This window comes from Hymenobacter sp. BT559, from assembly GCF_017571525.1.
In the GTDB taxonomy this organism is placed as follows: Bacteria; Bacteroidota; Bacteroidia; order Cytophagales; family Hymenobacteraceae; genus Hymenobacter; species Hymenobacter ginsengisoli.
Map to the genome: position 1 here is coordinate 50,091 of NZ_JAGETY010000010.1, position 21,034 is coordinate 71,124.

13 protein-coding genes are annotated in these 21,034 nt (G+C 61.0%); 8 read left to right on the top strand and 5 right to left on the bottom strand.

Going from position 1 to position 21,034, the window contains the following annotated elements; genetic code table 11:
• Positions 1–52 precede the first annotated feature (52 nt).
• The 3 genes from mutL to J4D99_RS14410 are packed head-to-tail and all read left to right on the top strand — an operon-like array spanning position 53 to position 3,823.
• The gene (gene mutL / locus J4D99_RS14400) at positions 53–2,062 is read left to right on the top strand and encodes a DNA mismatch repair endonuclease MutL (protein ID WP_208132429.1); all 2,010 of its coding nucleotides are present in this window, start codon (positions 53–55) and stop codon (positions 2,060–2,062) included.
• A gap of 49 nt (positions 2,063–2,111) precedes the next feature.
• The gene (locus J4D99_RS14405; RefSeq protein ID WP_208132430.1) at positions 2,112–2,909 is read left to right on the top strand and encodes a rhomboid family intramembrane serine protease; all 798 of its coding nucleotides are present in this window, start codon (positions 2,112–2,114) and stop codon (positions 2,907–2,909) included.
• A gap of 14 nt (positions 2,910–2,923) precedes the next feature.
• Positions 2,924–3,823: a rhomboid family intramembrane serine protease gene (locus J4D99_RS14410; protein ID WP_208132431.1), complete on the top strand. Its 900-nt coding sequence runs from the start codon at positions 2,924–2,926 to the stop codon at positions 3,821–3,823.
• A gap of 118 nt (positions 3,824–3,941) precedes the next feature.
• On the opposite strand, the gene J4D99_RS14415 is transcribed toward J4D99_RS14410, so the two are convergent.
• Positions 3,942–4,310: a hypothetical protein gene (locus tag J4D99_RS14415; RefSeq protein WP_208132432.1), complete on the bottom strand. Its 369-nt coding sequence runs from the start codon at positions 4,308–4,310 to the stop codon at positions 3,942–3,944.
• 40 nt (positions 4,311–4,350) lie between these two features.
• A complete protein-coding gene (locus J4D99_RS14420) occupies positions 4,351–4,929 on the bottom strand; it encodes an RNA polymerase sigma factor (RefSeq protein WP_208132433.1) in 579 nt (192 codons plus the stop codon).
• A gap of 391 nt (positions 4,930–5,320) precedes the next feature.
• Here J4D99_RS14420 and nuoK point away from each other — a divergent pair, with 391 nt between their 5' ends.
• The 4 genes from nuoK to J4D99_RS14440 all read left to right on the top strand — a co-directional run bounded on the left by nuoK (position 5,321) and on the right by J4D99_RS14440 (position 11,594).
• On the top strand, positions 5,321–5,659 hold the full coding sequence (nuoK, locus tag J4D99_RS14425) for an NADH-quinone oxidoreductase subunit NuoK (RefSeq protein ID WP_208132434.1): 339 nt from the start codon (positions 5,321–5,323) through the stop codon (positions 5,657–5,659).
• Between the two features lie 109 nt (positions 5,660–5,768).
• Complete coding sequence (gene nuoL, locus J4D99_RS14430; RefSeq protein ID WP_208132435.1) at positions 5,769–7,718, top strand: NADH-quinone oxidoreductase subunit L; 1,950 nt, start codon at positions 5,769–5,771, stop codon at positions 7,716–7,718.
• Positions 7,719–7,917: 199 nt separating this feature from the next.
• Positions 7,918–10,326, top strand: a complete 2,409-nt coding sequence (locus J4D99_RS14435) for an alpha/beta hydrolase family protein (RefSeq protein ID WP_236018674.1) — start codon at positions 7,918–7,920, stop codon at positions 10,324–10,326.
• 188 nt (positions 10,327–10,514) lie between these two features.
• Entirely contained in the window at positions 10,515–11,594 is a 1,080-nt protein-coding gene (locus tag J4D99_RS14440) for an NAD(P)-dependent alcohol dehydrogenase (RefSeq protein WP_208132437.1), read from the top strand.
• Between the two features lie 86 nt (positions 11,595–11,680).
• On the opposite strand, the gene bglX is transcribed toward J4D99_RS14440, so the two are convergent.
• The 3 genes from bglX to J4D99_RS14455 all read right to left on the bottom strand — a co-directional run bounded on the left by bglX (position 11,681) and on the right by J4D99_RS14455 (position 17,643).
• On the bottom strand, positions 11,681–14,026 hold the full coding sequence (gene bglX, locus J4D99_RS14445; protein WP_208132438.1) for a beta-glucosidase BglX: 2,346 nt from the start codon (positions 14,024–14,026) through the stop codon (positions 11,681–11,683).
• 282 nt (positions 14,027–14,308) lie between these two features.
• Positions 14,309–16,078, bottom strand: a complete 1,770-nt coding sequence (locus J4D99_RS14450) for a family 43 glycosylhydrolase (protein WP_208132439.1) — start codon at positions 16,076–16,078, stop codon at positions 14,309–14,311.
• A gap of 209 nt (positions 16,079–16,287) precedes the next feature.
• On the bottom strand, positions 16,288–17,643 hold the full coding sequence (locus J4D99_RS14455) for a glucoamylase family protein (protein ID WP_208132440.1): 1,356 nt from the start codon (positions 17,641–17,643) through the stop codon (positions 16,288–16,290).
• Positions 17,644–18,005: 362 nt separating this feature from the next.
• Between J4D99_RS14455 and J4D99_RS14460 the strand changes: the two genes are divergently transcribed.
• Positions 18,006–21,017 (top strand): SusC/RagA family TonB-linked outer membrane protein, encoded by a 3,012-nt coding sequence (locus J4D99_RS14460; protein ID WP_208132441.1) that lies wholly within the window; start codon positions 18,006–18,008, stop codon positions 21,015–21,017.
• Positions 21,018–21,034: the final 17 nt, after the last annotated feature.

Here is a 21,034-nt window from a genome sequence, read left to right on the forward strand (position 1 = left end):
TGCCTTACGTGAAGCCGGAAAAACGGGCTGGCTCCGGCTAGCCCCTCTCTTTATGCCCGACATTATTCAACTTCTGCCCGAGTACCTCGCCAACCAGATTGCGGCGGGCGAGGTGGTGCAGCGCCCGGCCTCGGTGGTCAAAGAATTGCTTGAAAACGCCGTGGATGCGGGCGCTACCTCAGTGCAGCTTATTGTGAAAGAAGCCGGCAAGCAGCTGGTGCAAGTGGTTGACGATGGCGCCGGCATGTCGCCCACCGATGCCCGCATGAGCCTGGAGCGCCACGCCACCAGCAAAATCCGCTCGACCGAAGACCTGTTTCGCATTCGTACGCTGGGCTTCCGGGGCGAGGCCCTAGCCAGCATCGCGGCCGTGGCGCAGGTCGAAATCCGCACCAAGCAGCGCGGGCAGGAAACCGGCTCGCTGCTGCTGGTAGAGGGCTCGCAGGTGAGCAGCCAAACGCCGACAGCCTGCCCCGACGGCACAAGTATCGCGGTAAAAAACTTGTTTTTTAACGTGCCGGCACGTCGCAACTTCTTGAAAAGCAATGCGGTGGAGATGCGTCACATCCTCGACGAGTTTCAGCACGTGGCGCTGGCCAATCCGCAGATTGCCTTTTCACTTTACCAAAATGACCTCGAAGTATTTAGCCTGCCCGCCGGCAAGCTGAGCCAGCGCATTGTGGCGCTGCTGGGCAATAATTACAAAGAGCAACTGGCAAACTGCGAAGAGATTACGCCTTTTATTACAGTGAAGGGCTACATCGGCAAGCCCGAGTCGGCGAAGAAGAGCCGCGGCGACCAGTTTTTCTTCGTCAATAACCGCTTTATCCGCTCGGCCTACCTCAACCACGCTGTGCTAGCTGCCTACGAGGGCTTGCTGGCCCGCGACACGCACCCGTTCTACGTGCTGTTTTTGGAGCTCGACCCTAAGGCTATTGACATCAACGTGCACCCCACGAAGACGGAAATAAAATTTGAGGATGAGAAAACGGTGTATGCCGTGGTGCGGGCAGCCGTGCGGCAGGCGCTGGGCGTGCACAGCCTCACGCCTTCGCTCGATTTTGAGGGCGATGTGAATTTTGCGCCTATTCGACCGCTGCGCACTTCGGCAGGGGCAAGCGGGGGCTTTGCCAAGGGCGACGGGGCCGCGCTGCCCCCGCCCACCCGCGCCGTCGAGTTCAACCCCGACGCGCTGGCCGCTTCGGTATCGGCTGCGGCGCGCGGCAGCCGCAAAACGGCCGACGAGCGTGCTAGCCCCCCGCGCCCCACCGAGCAGGCCAAGCGCGACCTCGAAGCCTTTTACCGCGAACTGGGCCAGCCCGTGCGCCCGGCCGACGAGGTGGCGCCCGCGGGCACGGTTACGATGGTACCCCCGGTAGCGCCGCTACCCGAGCTTCCCTTCACGCATCCGAGCCCGGCCGAGCGGCCCCGGCTGCAGGCCGCTGGCCCGGCTAGCTCCGGCCCGACTATGAGCGGTGGGGGGCACAATCCCCGCGCCACGCAGGTGCTGAACCGCTACGTGCTGCTGCCGGTGAAGTCGGGCCTGATGCTGATTGACCAGGAGGCCGCCCGCGAACGCATTCTCTACGAGCAGTACACGGCGGGGCAGGCGCAGGGTGGGGGCCATTCGCAGGCGCTGCTGTTTCCGCGCCCACTCACGTTTTCGCCGGCCGACTATGCCGTGCTGGGCGAGCTCACGCCTACGCTGCACTTGCTAGGGTTTCGTTTTGCCGAGTTTGGGCCGCACACCATTGCTATCGAGGCGGTGCCTGCCGACCTGCCCGCGCAGGGCGAGAAGGAATTGCTGGAAGGGTTAATTGAGCAGTTTCGGAGCGGGGCTGCGCCGCTTCGCCTCGACCGGCACGAGGCGCTGGCCCGCGCGCTGGCCCGGCGCGTGGCCCAGGCTACGAGCCAACCCCGCCTGCCCGATGTAGAGCTGAATGCATTGGTGGACAAGCTATTTGCCTGCCAGGTGCCCAATTACACCCCCGATGGCCGCCCCACCGTCGTATTGCTCGACGGCGAGCAGCTAGCCGCCTTTTTTCGTAAAGCCGGCGTGTAAGCGGCCGGGTGCGACCTTTGTGGCTACCAGCTGCTCCGTATTCCTAATTATGTTCAACCTCACACCTACCGTCCGCAACCTGCTGCTGATAAACCTGGCCGTTTTCCTGGCGCAGGAAAACTTGCGGAACATTCCCATTACGCAGTTGGGCAGCCTCTACGCGCTAGGGTCGCCGTACTTCCATTTCTGGCAGCTCTTCACCTATATGTTCCTGCACGGCAGCTGGGGGCATATTTTCTCCAATATGTTTGGCCTCATTTCCTTCGGGCCGCTGCTGGAGCAGCGTTGGGGTGGGCAGCGCTTTCTGGCATTCTGGCTGATGTGTGGGGTGGGGGCCGGCGTGCTCTACGAAGGCGTGCGGTCTTATGAGCTGCATAAGCTGGATGCCATATATACGGACGTAGTGCGCAGCCCCAATGCCGGCGACTACGACCAGTTTATGACCCAGAGCGGGTTCAAGCAGGCCGAAGACGAGGCGGCTGCCGGCGCCTTGCAGCGCAACCCCAACGACCCCGAGCTCAAGCAGGCTATTGTGCAGCACGTGGAGCAGATATACAACGTCATTCACAACTCGCCGCACGCCGGAATGCTCGGGGCCTCCGGGGCCTTGTTTGGTATTCTATTCGCCTTTGCCTACCTGTTTCCCAACACGGAGCTGTTTCTCCTCTTCATTCCGTTTCCCGTCAAGGCGAAGTATTTTGTTTTCTTTTACGGGGCCTACGAGCTATACAGCGGCGTGCACCAGGCGCCCGGCGACAACGTAGCGCACTTTGCCCACATCGGCGGGCTGCTGATTGGGTTTATTATTCTTAAATTCTGGGAAAGCGGCCGCGCTCGCTTTTACTAAAATCTACCACTGCAATGAGTATCACCCAGGATATCCGCGATGCCTTCTCGCGCCGCGATAATGCTCTCAATCAGCTCATTATTAGTAATGCGCTGGTTTTCGCGGTGCTTATTATCCTAAAGGCAATATTTTTTATTACCCAGACTAGTGGCGTATATGTGCTCATCATGCGCCAACTGGCCTTGTCGTCCGATGGCATGGTGCTGCTGCGCCATCCGTGGACGCTGCTCACGTACGCTTTTGTGCACGAAGGTTTCCTGCACATTCTCTTTAATATGCTGAACCTCTATTGGTTTGGGCAGCTTATTCGCGAGTATCTGGGCGACCGCCGGCTGGTGAGCATCTACGTGCTAGGGGCGCTGGTCGGGGCACTGTTTTTCCTACTGGCCTACAATTTCATTCCGGTGTTGCAGCCTGGGCTAGGGCTGCCGGTTATCGGCGCGTCGGCTTCGGTTACGGCCATTATTGTGGCGGCGGCTACGCTTCTGCCCGATTATACGTTCATGCTTATTCTGCTAGGGCCCGTCAAAATCAAGTGGATAGCATTGGCCGTGGTGTTGATTTCCCTGGCCGGAATTAATGGCGGCAACCCTGGTGGCGAAATCACCCACCTTGGTGGCGCGCTGCTCGGCTTTGTCTTCATTAAGCAGCTGAAGGCGGGCCGCGACATGGGCCGTCCGGTGGTGGCAGTGGGCGACTGGTTTGGCCGCCTTTTCCAGCCCCGCCCGGCCATGAAGGTGACGCACCGCAGCCCCGTTTCGGTAGGCCGTGCTACTGCCGCAGCCAGTAAAACGGCCCCTAGCGCTACGCCGCCCGAGGAGGTAGACCTGATTCTGGACAAGATTTCGCGCTCGGGCTACGAAAGCCTGTCGAAAGAAGAAAAGCAGAAGCTCTTCCGCGCCAGCCAGCAGTAAGCCGGGCTAGCCGCTCGCCCTCTCGGCAAAAAAGAAAAAGCCCGTCGAACCGACGGGCTTTTTGCTGGGACAAATGGAATAATAAGCAGGCTTTGCAAAGCCAGTGCCAAGTGCGTAGCTAGGCGGCCGGCTCGGCCGGCGCCGCGGGGCTGGGGCGGCCCCAGGCACCGGCGCAGCGGTTGCGCATCTGCTGCCGAAACTGCTCGCGCTCGGCCGGCGAAAAGGCTTCCATGCGCTGCACCATCTGGCGCTTCCAGGCGCGGCCCCGCGCCCAGCCGCCGCGCCCGCCGCGCCCAAACCCTCCGGTGAGGAGGCGGCTGAGCAGCAACAGGCCCAGGGCCTGCCAGAAGGTGAGCAGCGGCAAGTGAAACAGCATGGGCATGAGCCAGTTCCAGAGGCTCATGGTAACAAACCCGGCGACGGTCACAAACAGCGCCGCGAAAAAGACGAATTTGACGGCTTTTTTCAGCCAGAAAGAGCGGTTCATATCGAGGGGAGGGAATTATAGCGAGGAAAAAAGCGGCGGGCTAGTCGGTAAACAGCTCGTCGTAGAGTTTTTGGAGCCGCTTGCGTAGGTGCTTCACGGCGTAGTGCTTGCGGGAGATAAGCGTTTTGAGCGGCACGCCCGTTTCGGCCACCATATCGTTGAACGACTTGTCCTCCAGCTCGTGCCACACAAATACCTGGCGCTGCTCGGCCGGCAGCTCGGCCAGGGCATCGGTGAGGGCATCCATGATGGTTTCGCGCAGCAAGCGGTTTTCGGGCGAGTCGTCGGGCGCGGGCAGCACATCTTGTAGCAGGCGGCTGGGCTCGTCGCCTTCGGTGCTAGCCCCCAGCGGCGCATCGAGCGACACCGTGCGCTGCGCCGGCACGCGCCGGTAGCGGTCAATAATGCGGTTGCGGGCCACCCGAAACAGCCAGGCCGCGGCCTGCTCTACCGGCTTGAGCAGCCGGTAGCTTTCCACGAGCTCGGCAAAGACATCCTGCAGAATGTCTTCGGCTTCGTCGGGGTCGGGCACGCGCCGCTCGATAAACCGCAGCAGGCGGCCGCGCTGCTCGCGCACGGCGGCCTGAATCTGCTGGTCCTGGCCGGCGGCGGTTGTCATAAGCGCGGGAAGGGGGAGTGCTAGTGCTTCCATTGTGGCTAAGCAGACGCAGGGCTTTCGCCAATACTTTAACCGCAGATTCAAACGGATTAAACAGATTTTGTAGATACGCCCGCCTGCGGTAGGCTGACTCAGTTGGTGGAAAAAGACTTTTCTTACTCTTCTGACTAAGTTGGTGGAGAAACGCTTTGCCTACTCTTCCTTATAGAGAGTACTACCCTTGGTGCGTGCGGTATACAAAGAAAGGATGGCTGCCAGCGGCAAGCCGCGCCTAGTCAGTCCACGCAGTGGGCGTATCTGCGAAATCCGTTTAATCCGTTTGAATCTGCGGTGTAACTTTGCCCGCTAGGTCGGCCGTAGGCCGGTCGCGCTTTTCCGCAGCTTTCTTGCCATGACCAACGCTTCTCTTGTTCCCGCCGTCATTCACGAAGTGCCGTTGCAGTACTACGTGTTTTTCGCCACCGCACTCTTCTGCATCGGCGTTACGGGGGTACTCATCCGGCGCAATGCCATCATCATCTTCATGTGCATCGAGCTGATGCTCAACGCCGTGAATATCCTGCTGACGGCTTTTGCCGCCTACCGCGCCGACCCCAACGGTCAGATATTCGTGTTTTTCATCATGGCCGTAGCCGCCGCCGAAGTAGCAGTAGGCCTGGGCATTATCGTCATGATTTACCGCAACTTCCAGAATACCGACGTCAACCTGCTCAGCCGGTTGCGGGGGTAAAATCCCTCTGTCATTGCGAGCCTGCGAAGCAATCGCACCTGCCCGACTTGTTCTAGTGCGATTGCTTCGCAGGCTCGCAATGACAACCGTCTAGTTTAGTTAGTTTACTATGCAAGAAACTGTTCTCCCCGGTGCCACGGCGCCTTTTTCGACCCTGCTCTACGTCCTTATTCCGGGCTTGCCTTTCCTGGGATTTTTGCTTAATGGTCTGTTGAATAGAAAGTTGTCGGGTACCGTGGCCGGCGCCATCGGCACGCTGGCCGTGCTAGGCTCCTTCGGCTTGTCGCTGTATCTATTCCTGAATTTCCAGTATCAATACACCGTTAACCTGTTCGACTGGATTTCAGTGGGCTCGCTGCAAATTCCCTTCAGCTACCAGATTGACCAGCTGAGTCTGCTCATGCTGCTGCTGATTACGGGCGTGGGCACGCTCATCCACATCTACAGCATCGGGTACATGCACCACGACGAGAACGTGGGGAAGTTCTTCAGCTTCCTCAATCTGTTCGTGTTCAGTATGTTGATTCTGGTGCTGGGCGCCAATTTCGTCATTCTTTTCATCGGTTGGGAAGGCGTGGGCTTGTGCTCGTACCTGCTCATCGGCTTCTGGAACAAGCACACCAGCTACAACAACGCCGCGAAAAAAGCCTTCATCATCAACCGCGTGGGTGACCTGGGCTTCCTGCTCGGCATCTTCCTGATGTACCTGACCTTCAACTCAGTGCAGTACGCCGAGGTGTTTCAGAAGGCTAGCCTGGGCCAGTTCGGGCCGTACACCGTGAGCATCGTCACGGTGATTACGCTGCTGCTCTTTGTGGGTGCAATGGGTAAATCGGCGCAGCTGCCGCTCTATACCTGGCTGCCCGACGCCATGGCCGGCCCCACGCCGGTTTCGGCGCTCATCCACGCCGCGACCATGGTAACGGCTGGCATCTACCTGGTGCTGCGCTCGAACGTGCTCTTCACGCTAGCCCCCCAAACGCTCGAAGTTGTCGGCATTATCGGCCTGGCTACGGCGCTTTTCGCCGCTACTATCGGCCTGGCTCAGAACGACATCAAAAAAGTACTGGCTTACTCCACGGTGTCGCAGCTAGGGTACATGTTCCTGGCGCTGGGCGTGATGGGTTACACCTCGTCGTTTTTCCACGTGCTCACCCACGCCTTCTTCAAGGCGCTGCTCTTCCTGGGGGCCGGCTCGGTCATTCACGCCATGAGCAACGAGCAGGACATGCGCCGCATGGGTGGCTTGCGCAAGGCGCTACCCATCACGTTTTTGACGATGCTCATTGGCTGCCTGGCCATCAGCGGCATTCCGCCATTCGCGGGCTTCTTCTCGAAAGATGAGATTCTGAGCCACGTGTATGAGCACAGCAAGGTGATGTGGGCCATCGGCGTGTTTACGTCGTTCCTCACGGCTTTCTACATGTTCCGCCTGTTGTTCCTCACGTTCTTCGGCGAGTTCCGGGGCACTGAAGAACAGCGCCACCACCTGCACGAGTCGCCAGCCAGCATGACGCTGCCGCTGATTGTGCTGGCCATTCTCTCGGCCGTAGGTGGCTTTATGGGCGCGCCGATGTTTGTAGGCAAGCACTACCTGGCCGATTACCTCGCCCCCATTTTCACTTATTCCAAGCAGATTCTGCCCGCTGCCTTCACCACCGAGCCTGAGCACAGCACCGAACTGATGCTAATGGGTATCTCGGTGCTGGTAGCCGTCATTGGCATTGTGCTAGCTTACGTGCAGTACGTGGCCCGCGCCCAGCGCCCGGCCGAAGACGATGCCCAGCGCTCGGCCCCCGAGAACCTGGTGTACCACAAATACTACGTAGATGAGCTCTACGACACCATTATCGTGAAGCCGGTGATGGCCCTCTCGACCGGCCTCTACAAGTTTGTCGAAAACGGTATTATCGACCCCATCGCCAACGGTGTGGGCCGCGTGACCCTGGCCGGCGGCCAGCTGCTGCGCAACGTGCAAACCGGCTCGGTCGAAACGTATCTGATTTTAATGGTAATCGGCATTGTGCTGATTCTGGGGTTGAATTTCGGGCGGCTGTAGTAGTAAATAGCTGAGCGTGACGTAACATTGAACGTCATGCTGAGCCTGCAAAGCATCTTAGGCGCATTTGCCGGGTCATTGGCCGGGCGGTGCGAGCAAGATGCTTCGCAGGCTCAGCATGACGTTCTTCTTTTTAACACCTCTCTAGCTGGCAATGAAAAAAATCTTACCTGTCTTTTTCCTTCTTGCAGCCCCGGCTATGGCCCAGGAAACCCAATACCACGAGCCGCCAGCGGCTATCCGCGACCTGCTGCTGGCCCCACCCACGCCCCGCGTGAGCCTGGCGGGCGATGGCAGCGTGCTGGCTGTGCTGGCCGTGCAGGATTTTCCGACCATTGCCGAGCTTTCGCAGCCCGAGCTGCGGCTGGCCGGCCTGCGCCTCAACCCGCGCACCAACGGCCCTAGCCGCGTGAGCTACGCAGTGGGGATGCAGCTGAAAAAGCTGCCCAGCGGCGCCGAAACGCCGGTGCAGGGTCTGCCCGCGCAGGCCCGGATTAGCAGCCCTAGCTGGTCGCCCGATAATAAACACCTGGCCTTCGCGCTCACGGTGCCGGCTACCGACGGCACTCCTGGCCGCGTTGAGCTATGGGTAGCTGATGTAGCAACTAATTCGGCTCACCGCCTGCTCGCCACACCGCTCAACGACGTGTTTGGTAATTCCTTCGAATGGGTATCGGATAGCCAGACGCTGCTGGCTAGGGTGGTGCCCGTGGGCCGCGGCGCGGCGCCCGCCGCCGATGCCGCGCCCACCGGCCCCGCCGTGCAGGAAACGGGCGGTGGTAAAAAGTCGGGCGCCCGCACCTACCAGGATTTGCTGAAAAACCCGGCCGACGAGCGCATCTTCGACTACTACGCCACCTCACAGCTGGTGCGCGTGAAGCTGGCCGATGGCACCGTGCAACCGCTCGGCCAGCCTGGCGTGCTGCGCACGGCCTCGCCCTCGCCCGATGGCCGCTACGTGCTGGTGCGCAATGTGCACCGGCCCTATTCCTACACGCTGCCCATCAGCAGCTTTCCGCAGAAGATAGATGTGCTCGACCTGGCGAGCGGCAGCATGGTTAAAACCATTGCCGACCTGCCTCTGGCCGACAACGTGCCCACTAACTTCGATGCCGTGCCCACCGGCCCGCGCGACCACGGCTGGCGCACCGATGCTCCCGCTACCCTCAGCTATGCCGAGGCGCAGGATGGCGGCGACCCGAAAGTGAAAGCCGATGTGCGCGACAAGGTATTTCTACTGGCTGCCCCCTTCACCAGCCCGCAGGAGCTAGCGGCCTTGCCGCTGCGCTACGCGGGCCTCACCTGGGGCACCGACCACCTGGCGCTGGTGGATGGCTACCGCTGGGCCGACCGCCACGAAACCACCTGGCAGCTCGACCCGAGCCAGCCCGGCCAGCCGCTGAAAGTGCTGTTCGATGGCTCGTCGCAGGACACGTATCACAACCCCGGCTCGCCCGCTACGCAGCGCAACGCGCAGGGCCGCCCGGTGCTGCGGCTAGCCCAGGGCGGGCAGGCACTTTACCTGCTGGGCCAGGGCGCCTCGCCCGAGGGCGACCGGCCTTTCGTAGACGAGCGGAACCTGCAAACCGGCAAAACGACCCGCCTGTGGCAGTCGGCCGCGCCGTACTACGAGGTGCCGGTGGCCCTGTTCGACGGCAAGAAAAGCCAGCCCGAGCTGCTGACCCGCCGCGAGGCAGCCGACCAGGCTCCTAACTATTACCTGCGCGAGCTGGGCAAGAAAAGCCCGCCGCTGGCCCTCACGCATTTTGCTAACCCCTACGCCAAGTTTGGCGGCAGCTTCCGCAAGCAGGTGCTGCACTACAAGCGGGCCGATGGGGTGGCCCTCACGGCCAACCTCTACCTGCCGCCCGGCTACAAGAAAACTGACGGCCCGCTACCCACGCTCATGGAGGCATACCCGGTCGAGTTTAAGGACAAAGCCAATGCCGGGCAGGTGAGCGGCTCGCCCTACACCTTCACCCGCGTAAGCTGGGCCTCGCCGGTGTACTGGGTGACGCAGGGCTACGCCGTGCTCGAAAATGCCACGGTGCCCATCGTGGGCGAGGGCACCGCCGAGCCCAACGATACGTACACCGAGCAGCTGGTAAGCAGCGCCAAGGCTGCCATCGACGAGGGCCAGCGGCTAGGGGTGGTAGACCCCGCCCGGGTGGCCGTGATGGGCCACAGCTACGGCGCCTTTATGACGGCCAACCTACTAGCCCACTCCAGCCTGTTTAAGGCCGGTATTGCCCGCAGCGGCGCCTACAATCGCACGCTCACGCCCTTCGGCTTCCAGGGCGAGGAGCGTACCTACTGGCAGGCTAAGGGCGTGTACGACGCCATGTCGCCCTTCAACTTTGCCGATAAAATCAAGACGCCCATTTTGCTTATTCACGGCGAGGCTGATAATAACTCGGGTACCTTTCCCATTCAGAGTGAGCGCTTTTACGCGGCCCTCAAGGGCCAGGGCGCTACGGCCCGCTACGTAGTGCTGCCCGCCGAGGCTCACAGCTACCAGGCCCGCGAAAACCTGCTGCACATGCTCTGGGAAATGGATTCGTGGCTAGCTAAATACGTGAAAGGTCCCGCGCCCGCGGTTGCTAATTAAACGCTACACTACGAAGCGTAACCTGAAGGCCCGGATGAAAGTCCGGGCCTTTTTTGGGTCTTATCACGGCTGCGAATTAGAGAGCCAAGCCCAAGGCGTGTAGCTGTTCCGGGGCGTAACTCTCACGCTTATCAGTCCGTTAAGCCACTACTTTCATCCATTCCAACATTCCTTTTCCACTCTCCCTAATGCAAACCATTCCCACCAAAGCCTATGGGGCTAGCGGTTCTGTCTTCAACGGCCTCAAGCCGATGGACATTGAGCGCGAGGCGCCTAAGGCCGACGAAGTACACATCGACATTCTCTACTGCGGCGTGTGCCACTCCGACCTGCACCAGGTCAAAAACGACTGGCACAACACGATTTATCCCTGCGTGCCGGGGCACGAGATTATAGGCCGCGTCGATGAGATAGGCAGCGGCGTTACCAAATTCAAAGTAGGCGACATAGTGGGCGTGGGCTGCATGATTGACTCGTGCGGGGTGTGCCCGGCCTGTAAGGAGAAGGAGGAAAACTACTGCGAAGGGCCCGTGAGCTGGACGGCTACCTACAACGGCTACATGAAGCCCGAAAATAAGGATTTCAACACCTTCGGCGGCTACTCGACCAACATGACGGTGAAGGAAGATTTCGTGCTGCGCATCCCCGACTCGCTGGAAATAAGTGCGGCGGCGCCCATATTGTGCGCGGGCGTCACTACTTATTCGCCCCTGAAGCACTGGAAAGTGGGCCCCGGCCAGAGCGTGGCCGTGGTAGGTATTGGCGGGCTGGGGCACATGGCGGTGCAGCTGGCGCGGGCCATGGGCGCCACCGTTACGGCCGTGACGCGCGACAAGGAAAAGCGCGAAGCCGCCGAGCAGCTAGGGGCTCACGAGGTGCTGATTTCGACCGACGCCGACTCGATGAAGGCGCACGAACTGAAGTACGATTTCATCCTCATCACCATCCCCGATGCCTTCGAGGTGAATGACTACGTGAAGCTGGCCAAGCGCAACGGCGTCATTACGACCGTAGGCCTGCTAGGGCCCTACAAGGCGCCACTCAACAACATGGAAGTGGCCCTGCACCGCCGCTCGGTGGCCGGTTCCATCATCGGCAGCATCGCCGAAACGCAGGAGGTGCTGGACTTCTGCGCCGAGCACGATATTCTGCCCGAGGTGCAAATGATTAAGATGCAAGATATTAACGATGCCTTCGACAAGATGATGGACGAGGAAGTACGCTTCCGCTACGTCATCGACATGGCTTCGCTGAAAGACGACGAATAGGTCGTTAAGCTATTTTGCCCAACTGAAAAGGCCGCTGCAACATTCGTTGCAGCGGCCTTTTTGCTTGTCAGGAGCAAGCAGCGCATTTAGGGGGCTAGCGTGAAACTGGCCATCTGCACATCGCGCGAGTTGCCGCCCACCATCACCTGGAACTCGCCGGGCTCGGCCACGAATTTGAGGTCGTCGTTGTATAACTTTAAGTCGTCGGCCGCGAGGTGGAAGGTGAGCTGGCGACTCTCCCCCTTTTTGAGGATGATTTTCTGGAAACCTTTGAGTTCCTTTACCGGGCGGGTGCTGCTGCCCACCATGTCGCGCAGGTAAAGCTGGGCCACTTCGGCGCCGTCGTACTGGCCAGTGTTCTGCACGGTCACGGTCACGTTGAGGCCTTCGCCGGGGCGAAGGCTGGCTTGGCTAACGGTCGGCTTGGAATACGTGAACGTGGTGTAGCTCAGGCCGAAACCGAACGGATACAGCGGGTCGTTGGGCACGTCGAGGTAGCGCGACTTATACTTGTCGAGCAGCACGCCCGCGTAGGGACGGCCCGTGTTTTTGTGGTTATAGTAAATGGGCACCTGGCCCACCGACTGCGGGAAGGTCATCGTCAGCTTGCCGCTCGGGTTATACACGCCGAACAGCGCATCGGCCACCGCGTTGCCGGCCTGGGTGCCGCCAAACCACGTTTCCAGAATGGCATCGGCGTTCTGGCTTTCCCAGGGCAGCGTCAGCGGGCGGCCATTCACCAGCACCACCACGAGGCGCTTGCCGGTGGCTTTCAGCGCCTTAAGCAAGTCGAGCTGGCGGCCGGGCAGGCCGATGTCGGCGCGGCTGGCGGCTTCGCCGGTCATGCCCTGGCTTTCGCCCACCACGGCTACTACTACGTCGGCCCCTTGGGCGGCCTGCACGGCTTCGGCAATGGTAGTTTCGGCGGGGCGCGGGTCGGTTTTGAGCTCGCCGCCGTGCTCGTTGAGGCGCTTAATCAGCTGGTCGTCGTCGGTTACGTTGCAGCCCTGGGCGTAAGTCACGCGCACACCGGCGCCGCCCACGTTCTTGATTCCCTGCAAGATAGAGATGGCCTGCTTGCCATCGCCGGCGCCGCTCCAGTTGCCTATCATGTCGCGGCTCCGGTCGGCTAGGGGTCCCACCACGGCAATGTTCAGCGTATTCTTGAGCGGTAGCGTCTGGCCCTCATTTTTGAGCAGCACCAGCGTGCGGCGCGTGATGTCGCGGGCATCGGCCAGGAAAGCCGGCTTCATCATCGTGGCCTTGGCGCGGGCCTCGGTCACGCCGCGGTACGGGTCCTGAAAGAGGCCTAGCTTGTACTTGGCTTCGAGCACGCGGCGGCAGGCCTGGTCAATATCGGCCTGGCTCACGGTGCCTTCTTTGAGGTTGGTAGCGAGCTGCTTCAGGAAAACCTCGCCCACCATATCCATGTCTACGCCCGCCTTGAGGGCCAGCTCCGATACCTTTTTCTCGTCGCCCATGCCGTGGGCCTCCATCTCATTAATAGCGGTGTAGTCGGTAGCCACGAAGCCGGTGAAGCCCCACTGGTTGCGCAACAGGTCGGTGAGTAGCCACTTGTTAGCACTAGCCGGAATGCCGTTGATGTCATTGAACGACGACATCACCGAGCCCACGCCAGCCGCCACGGCCGCCTTGTAGGGCGGCAGGTACTCGTTGTACATGCGCTGGCGGCTCATATCGGTGGTGTTGTAGTCGCGCCCGGCCTCCGCGGCGCCGTAGAGCGCAAAGTGCTTGAGGCAGGCCATCACGTTTTCGGGCCGAGTCAGGTCGTTGGTGGGGCCCTGGTAGCCGTGCACCATCGCCTCGGCAATGCGCGAGCCCAGGTAGGGGTCTTCGCCGGCGCCCTCGGCCACGCGGCCCCAGCGCGGGTCGCGGGCAATGTCCACCATCGGCGAATACACCCAGTTGATGCCATCGGCCGACGACTCTTCGGCCGCGATGCGGGCGCTGCGCTCCATTGCGTCGAGGTCCCAGCTGGCGGCTAGCCCCAGCGGAATCGGGAAAATGGTGCGGTGCCCGTGAATGACGTCGTAGCCCAGGATGAGCGGGATATGCAGCCGCGATTCCTTGATGGCAAGGGCTTGCAGCTTGCGGGCGGCTACTGGCGTGTAGGTGTTCAGCACGCCGCCCACCAAGCCTTTTTTGATGTTGGCGTCCACGTCCTTGCTCACCACCGGGCCGGTCACGTCGAAGCCGACCGACACCAGATTAAGCTGCCCGATTTTTTCTTCGAGCGTCATCTTCTGCATCAGGCTCGCCACGAACTGCTGCATATTATCGGCCGGGGTAGTGGCAGCGGGCAAGGGGGTTTTGGCTTTGGCCTTGGGCTTTGTTTGGGCCTGCGCCTGGGGGCCGCCTAGGCCCAGGGCCAGCAGCAGGGCGGCCTTGAAAAGCGATTTTTGGTGCTTCATGGAAGGGTAGGAAGAAATAATAATGCAGCAAGGTAAAATGCGGGCTGCCTCGCCCGAAACCGCGCCGGCCAACCAGCCGCCGGCCGGCGAAAGCCGCTCAGGCACTTAGCGGCCCGGCGCGTGTGTCCTAGCTGCGGGGCGCCGGCGAGGGCTCCCCGGTAGCAGCCGTGGCAGCCGGGGCAGCGTGTGCCCTAGCCGGTAGCCGGGGCCAGCTGGCGAGGTCTTAAAAATATTTTGCGTAAAAAATGGCCGCTAGCCCCAGTGCGGCTGGGCTTGGCGGCCTCATTCGGCTTTGCTCACGGCCGTGCGGCTCGACACGCCGTTTTCGTTGATGGCCTCAATGGTGAAGTAATACGGCAGGTCCTTGTCCATGCCTTTGAAATAATACTCGTTGGCCTCGTGCACCATAATGCAGCTGTAGAGCTTGTCGGGGGCTAGGCCGGTATAGATGTTGTAGGCGTAGGCACCATCTACCGGGGCCCAGCGCAGCCAGGCGCTGCGCTTGTCGGTGGCCGTGCGCAGCACCACAAAGTCCTTCACCGCTGCCGGCCGCGCGCCGCTGCCCAGCCCAAACACCCGCAGCCCGCTGAGGGCAAACTTGCCGGTGGGCATGTGCACGTTTTCGAGCTTGAGGTAGCGTGTGCGTAGCGGCGTTTTCAGCGCCAGATAGTCGTGCGGCACGTCGGTTTTATTGCGACTTTTATCCACGAGCAGCTGCCACTTTTTGCCGTCGAGCGAGTGGTAGAGCCGGTACTGATGATACAGTCCCGGCTGCCGGCCCAGGAATTTGGGGTTCACGTCCTGGTCGGCGTAGTTGAGTTGCACGGCCCGCACGGTGCACACGCTGCCCAGGTCGGTCTGGAAATACTCGCCGGGGCTAGCCGAGGCGGCGCTCCAATAGGTCTTGATGCTTTCGTCCACGGCCAGGTTGGGCACGTGCCCGCCGAGCGTGCTCGACGCCTGCACCGGCCGGCCGTAGTTGAGCAGCATCCAGCCCGTAAACTGGCTCTGCTGGTGGTCGCTAGGGCCAGTGGGCAGGTAGTGCGGGTAGTCGCCCCAGGCCGTGTTGGTGTAGAGTGTGCCCTGCGCATCGAAGCCCGCCGGCCACAACCCCAGTCGCCGCTCGAAGTTGTTTTTGACGTTAATCACCATTGTGGAGGTGTGCCACCAGTTGCCCCACTTGTCCTGAAACGTATTGCCGTGCCCGGCGCCCCGGATGAAGCCGCCTGGCTTGTACGAAAACGGGTTGTGCGGCTGCGGCGTCCAGGGGCCTAGCGGGTGGTCGCTCACCTGCACGCCATCGGCGTAGCCGCTGAATTCGGTGCCCGGCGCGCCGTATTGCAAGTAGTACTTTCCCTGGTATTTAGTCATCCAGGCGCCTTCCATAAACGGGCCCAGAAAGGTGTTGTCCAAGTATTCGCCGAAGCGCTGCCAGCCGAAGCGCGTATCATCGAGCTTGAACATGGCTTGTGGCTGGCCGATGGGCTGAAACGTCTTGCGGCTCAGCTGCTGGCCGTAGAGCGGGTATTCGTTCGAGCTGCCCCAGTAGAGGTAGAGCTTGCCATCGGTGTCGAGAAACAAATCGGGGTCCCAGGCCGCTACGGGAAAGTTTTCGACAGCTTTCTGCCACTGGTTGGCGCGCGGATTGGTACTCATCCAGAGGGCAAAATTGGGGTTGTGGCTGGAGCCGATAACGAGCAGCGTGTCGTGCAGCGCCACCACGGCCGGCGCGCACAAGTCGTCCAGCACCTTGTTCTCCGGCTTTAAAAACGAGCGCTCCAGAAAGTGCCAGCTTGCCAGGTCGTCGCTCCACCAGTAGCCCCGCTGGTTGGTTGAGAATAAATAGTATTTCCCCTGGAAAAGCGTAATGACTGGGTCGGCCGTAGCGCGGTGCCGCCCGGCGGTCGAAAACTCCGGAAATGGCGTGTAGCCGTAGTCCAGGTTGAGCGGGTTGCAGTAAGTAGGGTGGAGTGGGCTAGCGGGCTGCGCCTGCCCCAGCAGCGGCCCTAGCAGCAGAAAGAACAGTCTGAACCACGGATTCGACGGATTCATCGGATTTTTCGGAGTTTGTGGGCGTTCGCTTGCGCTAGCCTCAGCCGCTAGCGGTGAGGCTAGCGCAAGCGGGGATGAAATTGCTAAGCCAAATAAATCGTAAGTGGCTAAGCAAGAAGGATAAACAAGTAAGCCCCGGGAGCTAGCGGCAATGCGCCGTCCACAAAATCCGACAAAGCCGAAAAATCCGTCGAATCCGTGGTTCAGACTTATTTCAAGTAAGGGCTGGCAAACCCCAGCTTCTTCAGACCGCGCTGCGCTTCGGGGCTGCTCATGAATAATTTCCAGAGCAGGCCCGAGCGATGGTTTTCCATCATCACCACTATCGGCCCCTGGTCGATGGCCAGGTGCGACTTGGCCACCCAGTCGTGCTGCTCGCTAAAGCCATCCACGAAGCCGTATTCGCTCCATATCTTATCCCCCAGGTCCTCATAGAAGTGCCGCATGGCCAGCATCGACTCGGCCGGCGCGTAGGGCAGGGCCGAGAGCGCCGCCGTGGGCGAAATCACGCCTAGGTCCTCGGTAGGGGAGTGGGCCGCGTAGCCCTGCCAGCTATCGCTGGCCGTGAGGCCCCAGCAGTTGGGGCCATAGCCTTTTTGCTTCTTCGGGTTGGCCACGCAGTAGTCGTGGTTGATGCGGGTGTGGGCCTGGTTTTGCTGCCAGTAGTCGGCGTGCGCATCCTTGAGGCCGTGCGGGTCGAGGCCCATAAACGAGTAGTGCGAAAAGAACAGCGGCCCGCCCAGTTCGGGGCCTAGCGGCAGGGTAGTGCCGAGGTAGGTCTTGCCGTTCACGTACTCGGGGCCGGTGGCCCAGCCCTGGTCATACACTTGCTTCTCAATGCCGTAGCGCGGCGAGGCGGCGGCCAGCACGTAGGTGATGAGGCACTCGTTCCAGCCATGAATCTGGTGGTTCATGCTCCAGCCGTTGTTGGGACTCCAGTGCCAGTACAGCACATTCTGGCCCTGCGTAAACCAGTTCCACTCCACGCCCTCCCACATCCAGAGAATTTTGTTGCGCAAATTCTGCTCGTCGGGCGTGTCTTTGGTGAAGTATTGCCGGGCGCACAGCAGCCCTTCGTAGAGAAAGGAAGTTTCCACAATATCAGCCCCGTCGTCCTTGATACCGAAGCGGATAGTGTGGCCAGTGTCGCCATTCAGCCAGTGCGGAAACGCGCCGTGGTACATGTCGGCCTTCCACAGAAAGTTGACAATCTTATTAATGCGCGCGGCCGCCTGTGGCCGGGTTATCCAGCCGCGCTCGGCGGCCACGATAATGGCCATGATGCCGAAGCCCGTGCCACCGGTCGTCACCACCTCGTTGCCGTAGTCGAAGGCCACGTTGCTGCGCTCGCGCGCCATGCCCGATACCGGGTGCCCGAAGGCCCAGAAGTACTGAAACGTCTGGCGCTGCACCTGGTCGAGCAGCTGCTCGTCGGAAAGGTGGCGCGGGCGCTGGCGGGCATCAAACTTGGCGGCCGGGGCGGGGGCAGGGCGTTTGGCGGGCTGCGCCAGCACTACTGCCGTGGGCAGCAACAGGCTGCCCAACAGGCAAGTTAAGAGCTTCATGGGGTGGGTGGGCGAAAGAATACTGGAACGAAGGTAGATTTTTTTGGCTAGTTTTGAGGAGCGGCAAGCAGTTTGCGGCAGAAGCCACGGGCCGGTTTTCGCCCCGGCTGCATTAAAAGGTCAAGCCGCTTCAGTAAAAGCATATGAGGTATTTGGTTACCTTTCGCTTCGTGCAGTCAGATAGTTTGCCCCACCGCCTGGCGGCTATTGCAGCGGCCTAACGGCCGATAGTCGCAATGCTCCCGCCGGCTTTCTTGTTTACCCCTTTTCACTCTTCCCCCACCCGAGGTTATATGAAAATTTTACCCCTTTTGCGGCCGCATCGTCCTCGTGTAGGGCTGGCAACTGCCGTAGGGCTAGCCGTGGCATTGCTGCCAGGCGCTACGCTGTCGGTGCAGGCAGCCAGCCTGAGTTTACAACAAGCGCCATCCCAAGCGGGCGTACCCATTACGGGCCGCATCGTGGATGAAAAGGGCGAGCCCCTGCCCGGTGCCAACGTCATCGTCAAAGGCACGGCCAACGGCACGGCTACCAACGTCGATGGCCAGTACACCATCAATGCGCCGGCCGGTGCTACACTGGTGTTCTCCTTCGTGGGCTACCCGGCGCAGGAAGTGCCGCTCAACGGCCGCACCACGGTCGATGTCAAATTTGCTTCTCCGCAGTCCCAGACCCTCAACGACGTGGTGGTAGTGGGCTACGGCACGCAGGCCAAGCGTGAGGTAACCGGTGCCATTGCCCAGGTGAAGGGCGATGACCTGGTGAACCAGGCTTCGCAAAACCCCATCAGCTCGATTCAGGGCAAGGTGGCGGGCGTGCAGATTACCAACTCCGGCACGCCGGGCGGCGCCCCGACGATTACCATCCGGGGCACGGGCTCCATCAGCGGGGCTAGCCCCCTCTACGTGGTCGATGGCACCATGCTGCCTGCCGGGGCCGACCTGAGCTTTCTGAACCAGGCCGATATTGCCTCGCTCGAAGTGTTGAAAGACGCGGCCAGCGCCTCCATCTACGGGGTGCAGGCCGCCAACGGCGTCGTTATCGTGACCACCAAGCGCGGGCTGGCCGGCCGGCCCCGCATCAACTACAACGGCTTTGTGGGGGTGCAAACCACCACCAACAAGGTTAAGATGGCCAACGGAGAGCAGTACACCACGCTCTACAACGAGAAGAACATTCTTCAGGGTAACCCGGCTTCCAGCAACCTGCCAACCAGCGGCTACGCCTCGACCGACTGGTACAACCAGATTTCGCGCAATGCCCTCACGCAAAACCACCAGCTGAGTGTATCGGGCGGCAGCGAGAAGATTTCGTACTCGTTCAGCGGTTCCTATCTCAAGCAGCAGGGCCTCATCAAGACCAACGACTACGAGCGTATCACGGCCCGGCTCCAGACAGATTTCAGCCTCACCGACCACATCAAGGTGGGCTATAATGCGCTGCTGGCCAATACGACGTCGAACGACATTCCCGGCAATATTTTCCAGCAGGCCTACGTGGCCCCGGCGGTGCTGCCGGTGTACCAGGCCAATGGCAACTACGGCGACCCTAGCCGCATTGGCCAGGGTGGCCTGGGCAGCTTCGCCAACCCGCAGGCGTCGCTCGACTATTACCACCAGCAAACCCGCGGGCAGTCGCTGATTGCCAACGCCTTTGCCTCGGTCAACTTCCTGAAGTATTTCACCGTGCGCAGCAGCGTGGGCGTTAACTACCTCAGCAGCAAGTATTACAACTACCAGCCCAAGGATTCGCTCACGGCAACGCAATACACGCGCACCAGCCTGCTCACCCGTGGCAACCAGCTCACCAGCCAGCTGACCTGGGAAAATACGCTCACCTACGACCGGGCGTTTGGTGACCACCACCTCACGGTGCTGGCCGGTAGCACGGCCCTGAACTACCAGGTTGATAACGTGGTAGGCTCTATCAACGGCGTAACGGCCGTTAACAGCGACAACTACTACTTCAGCCTGGGCACGCCCGGCACGGCTACGCTCTCCAACCCCGGCCTCGATACCTACCGGGTGTTCTCGCTCTTTGGCCGGGTCAACTACGCCTACAAGGGCCGCTACCTGCTCACGGCCAGCATCCGGCGCGACGGGGCTAGCCAGTTTTCGACGCGCTACGGCAACTTCCCCTCGGTGGGCGCGGGCTGGGTTATCTCCGACGAGTCGTTTATGGAAGGCAACCCGGTCTTCTCGTTCCTGAAATTGCGCGGCAGCTACGGCGTGCTGGGTAATAACCGGGTAGCCAACAACCGCACGATTTCGACGGTGACCATTGCCCCGGGCTACGGTGCGCCCATCGGTACTTCCTTCCAGACCGGGGGCAACCTGGTAACCCAAACGGCCCCCACGCTGAGCTGGGAAACCGCCCACGAGGCCGATGCCGGCCTCGAAATGCGCTTTCTCGACAACCGCCTCTCGGCCGAGCTGGACTACTACAACCGCCGCACCATCGACGCCGTGTTTCCGGTGCCGGTGCTCGCCGGGCCGGGCTATGCCAACAACACGGGCTACTACGCCAACAATGCCAACTTCCAGAACCAGGGCGTAGAAGCCGCCCTGCGCTGGAACTCGCAGGGTACCGGCGATTTCTCGTATAACATCGGCATAACTGGGGCTTACAACCAGAACAAAGTGCTGGCCACGGCCGGCGGGGCGCCGCTGTCGGCGGGTGCGCTGCCGGTGGCCGGCTACCTGTCGACCATCACGCAGGTGGGTGCGCCGCTAGGGGCCTTCTACGGCTACCAGGTGGCCGGGGTGTTTCAGAGCGATGCCGAGGCGGCCAAGTCGGCCCAGCCCGGTGCCCACGCCGGCGACCTGCGCTACCAGGACGTGAACGGCGACGGCGTAATCGACAACCGCGACTACGTAATGCTCGGCAACCCCAACCCGCGCCTCACCTATGGCCTGAATACCTACTTCCGCTACAAGGGCTTCGACCTGCAGGTTGATTTTCAGGGCGTAGCGGGTGTAGAGTTGCTCAATGCGCTGCGCGAAGTGCGCTACGGCAACGAAAACTACACCCAGGACTTCTACAACAACCGCTGGCATGGGGCCGGCACCTCGAATAGCACGCCCTCGGCCAACCTGAGTGGCCGTAACCTCGACGTGAGCTCGTATTACATTGAAAGCGGGGATTATATCCGCCTGCGCAACGTTCAGCTAGGGTACAATCTCTCGAAGACGCTGGCTAATAACCTGCGGGTGCAGGGTGTGCGCATCTACGTGAACGCGCAGAACCCCGTGACCTGGACCAAATACAAGGGCTTCACGCCCGAAGTAGGCGGCACGCCCACCAACGCCGGCATCGACCTGAACGTGTACCCGATTGCGGCCACCTACAACTTCGGCATCAACGTTAATTTCTAAGCGCTACGCTATCCCAC

Bases quoted from the DNA above. Each gene is read 5' to 3' on its own strand.
- J4D99_RS14405 (WP_208132430.1), top strand. From the start codon at position 2,112: ATGTTCAACCTCACACCTACCGTCCGCAACCTGCTGCTGATAAACCTG.
- J4D99_RS14440 (WP_208132437.1), top strand. From the start codon at position 10,515: ATGCAAACCATTCCCACCAAAGCCTATGGGGCTAGCGGTTCTGTCTTC.
- mutL (WP_208132429.1), top strand. From the start codon at position 53: ATGCCCGACATTATTCAACTTCTGCCCGAGTACCTCGCCAACCAGATT.
- nuoK (WP_208132434.1), top strand. From the start codon at position 5,321: ATGACCAACGCTTCTCTTGTTCCCGCCGTCATTCACGAAGTGCCGTTG.
- J4D99_RS14455 (WP_208132440.1), bottom strand. From the start codon at position 17,643: ATGAAGCTCTTAACTTGCCTGTTGGGCAGCCTGTTGCTGCCCACGGCA.
- J4D99_RS14415 (WP_208132432.1), bottom strand. From the start codon at position 4,310: ATGAACCGCTCTTTCTGGCTGAAAAAAGCCGTCAAATTCGTCTTTTTC.
- J4D99_RS14410 (WP_208132431.1), top strand. From the start codon at position 2,924: ATGAGTATCACCCAGGATATCCGCGATGCCTTCTCGCGCCGCGATAAT.
- J4D99_RS14450 (WP_208132439.1), bottom strand. From the start codon at position 16,078: ATGAATCCGTCGAATCCGTGGTTCAGACTGTTCTTTCTGCTGCTAGGG.
- J4D99_RS14420 (WP_208132433.1), bottom strand. From the start codon at position 4,929: ATGACAACCGCCGCCGGCCAGGACCAGCAGATTCAGGCCGCCGTGCGC.
- bglX (WP_208132438.1), bottom strand. From the start codon at position 14,026: ATGAAGCACCAAAAATCGCTTTTCAAGGCCGCCCTGCTGCTGGCCCTG.
- J4D99_RS14435 (WP_236018674.1), top strand. From the start codon at position 7,918: ATGGCCCAGGAAACCCAATACCACGAGCCGCCAGCGGCTATCCGCGAC.
- nuoL (WP_208132435.1), top strand. From the start codon at position 5,769: ATGCAAGAAACTGTTCTCCCCGGTGCCACGGCGCCTTTTTCGACCCTG.